This window comes from Arthrobacter sp. TB 26, from assembly GCF_000427315.1.
Taxonomy (GTDB): domain Bacteria; phylum Actinomycetota; class Actinomycetes; order Actinomycetales; family Micrococcaceae; genus Arthrobacter.
The window spans coordinates 1-2,971 of record NZ_AUPJ01000347.1 but is presented as its reverse complement, the minus strand read 5'-3'; the positions used below and the strand labels follow the sequence as shown (position 1 = coordinate 2,971).

The window sequence follows — 2,971 nt, the reverse complement described above, 5'->3', positions numbered from 1 at the left end:
CTCGGCCACGCCGACGTCGACCCCGTCGCCGACGAGCAGCGCGAACCACTAGCTTCTTAGTCAGAAGGAGGGGCACCCGGCCGGGTGCCCCTCCTTCTGTCTGTGCCGCCCGTGCGGGCCACCCCTGCGGGCTTAGGGCTCGAACTTATAGCCGAGGCCGCGGACCGTGATCAGATGCCGCGGGGCCGAGGGATCCGGCTCGATCTTGCTGCGGAGCCGTTTGACGTGGACATCCAGGGTTTTGGTGTCCCCCACGTAGTCCGATCCCCAGACCCGGTCAATCAGCTGCCCGCGGGTCAGGACCCGGCCCGAGTTCCGCAGCAGCATTTCCAGCAACTCAAATTCCTTCAGTGGCAGGGACACCTGTTCGCTGCTGACCGTGACCACATGCCGTTCAATATCCATGCGGACGGGTCCCGCTTGCACCGTGCTGGCGACCAGTTCCTCGGGTTCGCCCTGGCGGCGCAGCACGGCCCGGACGCGGGCCACCAGCTCCCGGGATGAGTAGGGCTTGGTGACGTAGTCGTCGGCGCCGAGCTCCAGCCCCACAACCTTGTCGATCTCCGCGTCCTTCGCCGTCAGCATGATGACCGGGACGGATGAGCGCTGCCTCAGCTGCCGGCAGACCTCGGTGCCCGATTGTCCGGGCAGCTGCAGGTCCAGCAGCACCAAGTCAGCGCCGTTGCGGTCGAATTCGGTGATGGCGTCCAGCCCGTTGTCCACCACCTCCACCTCGAACCCTTCCTTGCCCAATAGATAGGACAGCGGGTCGCTGAACGACTCTTCGTCCTCGACAATCAGAATCCTGCTCAAGCGGTAGCTCCTTGCTCATGGGCGCCGGCGGCGCCCCGTCGTGTTGGTCTGGGGTGCTGGGACGGCCCAGGGGCCGTAGGCTGGTCGGGCGCCCGGGGCGCCGGCTCGCGCGCTTCGGAAACCCCGTCGACCTCCTGGCCTTCAAGCTCCGGAAGTCGGATGGTGAACGTGGAACCCTGCCCGGGCTGGGACCAGAGGGTCACTTCGCCGCCGTGGTTGGCGACAACGTGCTTGACGATGCTCAGGCCAAGGCCGGTGCCGCCCGTGTGGCGTGAGCGTGCGGCGTCCACGCGGTAGAAGCGTTCGAAGACGCGTTCCTGGTCCTCGGGGCTGAGCCCTTCGCCCTGGTCCGTGACGGCTACGGACACGAGGCCGTCCTTGGCCCGGACGCCGACGCCGACCCGGGTGTTTTCCGGCGAGTACCGGATGGCGTTATCGATCAGGTTCCGCAGCGCGGTCACCAACTGGTCCTGGTCGCCGTAGACCAAGGCGTCCGAGTGCCCGCCCACCACGAGCTCGATGTTCTTGCTTTCCGCCGGCAGCTGGGAGCGGTCCACCGCCTCGGCCACGACGGTGTTGATGTCCACCGCCCGGCCCTGCTTTGCGACGTTGGACCCCTGCAGCCGGGAGAGTTCGATAATGTCCTGCACCAGGGCGGCCAGGCGGGCGGATTCCTTGTGGGTGCGCTTGGCGAAGCGGCGTACGGCTTCCGGGTCATCCGCAGAGGACTCGAGCGCCTCCGCCAGCAGGGAGATGGCGCCGACCGGCGTCTTCAGTTCGTGGGAGACGTTCGCGACGAAGTCGTTCCGCACTTCCTCGGTGCGGGTGACCTCGGTCCGGTCGTCGGCCAGCAGGAGGATGTATTCCTCCGCGATCACGGCCGCCCGCACCTGGACCACCATGGTTCCCTGGCCCAGCGGGCCGCGCGGCAGTTCGAGGATCCTTTCCAGGATGACGCCGTCGCGGCGCACTTTCGCGGTCATCTCCAGCAGCTGTTCGTGGACCAGCGTATGGCCACGCACCAGGCCGTAGGCGTACGCGGCGGGGCTGGCCCGGACGACGCCGTCAATCGCGTCGACCACCACAAAGGCCCTGCCGACGGCGGCCAGCACCTCGGCGGCGCCCTCGGGAAGTGAGGGCTCCTCGAACTCAACGTCCACCAGTTTTCGCTGCTGCTCGCTGACCCGGAAGGCGAGCACGCCGAAGACGCCAAGCGACAGGCCGATCAGGCCGGCGATCACGCCGATAAGCATTGGGTCCACGGCTCCAGCTTATGCTCTGCCCCGCGTCGGAAACTGTAATCTCCCGCCATTCCCGCTCCGGTTCAGCTAACGTTCACCTATTGGGGCGTAACAGTTCACCGGACGCTGGAAGACTGGACAGTTGAAGCGCCGAGAGGTGAACCGAAATGGGCCCGCCGCGGTGGCCGGCAATATTTCCAAGGAAAGGACGCACACGTGCGCAAGGTTTTTCAGGAAGAGCTCGCCCAAGTGGGGGAACAGCTCGTTGAAATCTCAAAGCTGGTCAGCGAGGCCATTGAGAAAGCCACGACTGCCTTCGAGGGCGCCGACATCGATCTGGCCGAGGATGTCATCGCGGCCGATGCACGGATCGACTTCCTGCAGAACAGCCTCGACGAGCGCGCCATCGATATCCTTGCCCTGCAGGGACCTGTGGCCAGCGATCTGCGGATGATCGTGGGCTCCCTCCGGATGAGCGCATCCCTCGAGCGGATGGGCGACCTCGCCCGCCACCTCGCGCAGCTTGCCCGGCTCCGCTACCCCGCCACGGTGGTTCCCGCCCAGCTGCGCGAGACGTTCAAGAGCTTCGCGGAGCACGACCTGCTGATCGCCCGGAAGCTCACGGTCCTCCTGGAAACCCGCGATCTTGAAGTTGCCCGGGACATCCTGAAAGCCAACTCCGCCGTGAACGATCTGCACCTGAGCGTCTTCAAGGCGATCGCCCGCAGCGACTGGCAGGAGTCCCCCGCGACGACCGTCGACGTCGCCCTCGCCAGCCGCTACTTCGAGCGCTTCGCGGACCACGGCGTCTCCGTGGCACAGAAGGTCACCTACCTGGTCACCGGCGCCTGGCAGCCGAACGGCATCGAACACAGCTGATTCCCCTGCCGCCTGGACGGCTGGGGGTACGACGGCGG

Annotated in this window: 4 protein-coding genes (1 of these 4 cut by a window edge); 2 read left to right on the top strand and 2 right to left on the bottom strand. The window is 66.5% G+C overall.

Annotated elements, in window-relative coordinates:
- Window positions 1-170, top strand: partial view of a hypothetical protein gene (locus tag K789_RS23110; RefSeq protein WP_416352805.1) — the 3' end only. 505 nt of this gene lie to the left of the window's left edge; 170 of the gene's 675 nt are visible here — the last part of the coding sequence; its start codon lies off the left edge, out of view; its stop codon occupies window positions 168-170.
- Here the strand turns inward: K789_RS23110 and K789_RS0113380 are convergent.
- Window positions 133-813 carry a response regulator transcription factor gene (locus tag K789_RS0113380; RefSeq protein WP_024367190.1) on the bottom strand — a complete coding sequence of 227 codons (681 nt, stop codon included), beginning with the start codon at window positions 811-813 and terminating at the stop codon, window positions 133-135. The two genes, K789_RS23110 and K789_RS0113380, sit on opposite strands and share 38 nt — an antisense overlap.
- Entirely contained in the window at window positions 810-2,066 is a 1,257-nt protein-coding gene (locus K789_RS0113375; RefSeq protein ID WP_024367189.1) for a sensor histidine kinase, read from the bottom strand. Before K789_RS0113375 ends, K789_RS0113380 begins: the two co-directional genes overlap by 4 nt.
- Before the next feature lie 204 nt (window positions 2,067-2,270).
- On the opposite strand from K789_RS0113375, the gene phoU reads away from it, so the two are divergent.
- Window positions 2,271-2,933 carry a phosphate signaling complex protein PhoU gene (gene phoU / locus K789_RS0113370; RefSeq protein ID WP_024367188.1) on the top strand — a complete coding sequence of 221 codons (663 nt, stop codon included), beginning with the start codon at window positions 2,271-2,273 and terminating at the stop codon, window positions 2,931-2,933.
- Window positions 2,934-2,971 lie beyond the last annotated feature (38 nt).

Coding starts and splice junctions, on each gene's coding strand:
- K789_RS0113375 (WP_024367189.1), bottom strand. CDS start 2,066: ATGCTTATCGGCGTGATCGCCGGCCTGATCGGCCTGTCGCTTGGCGTC.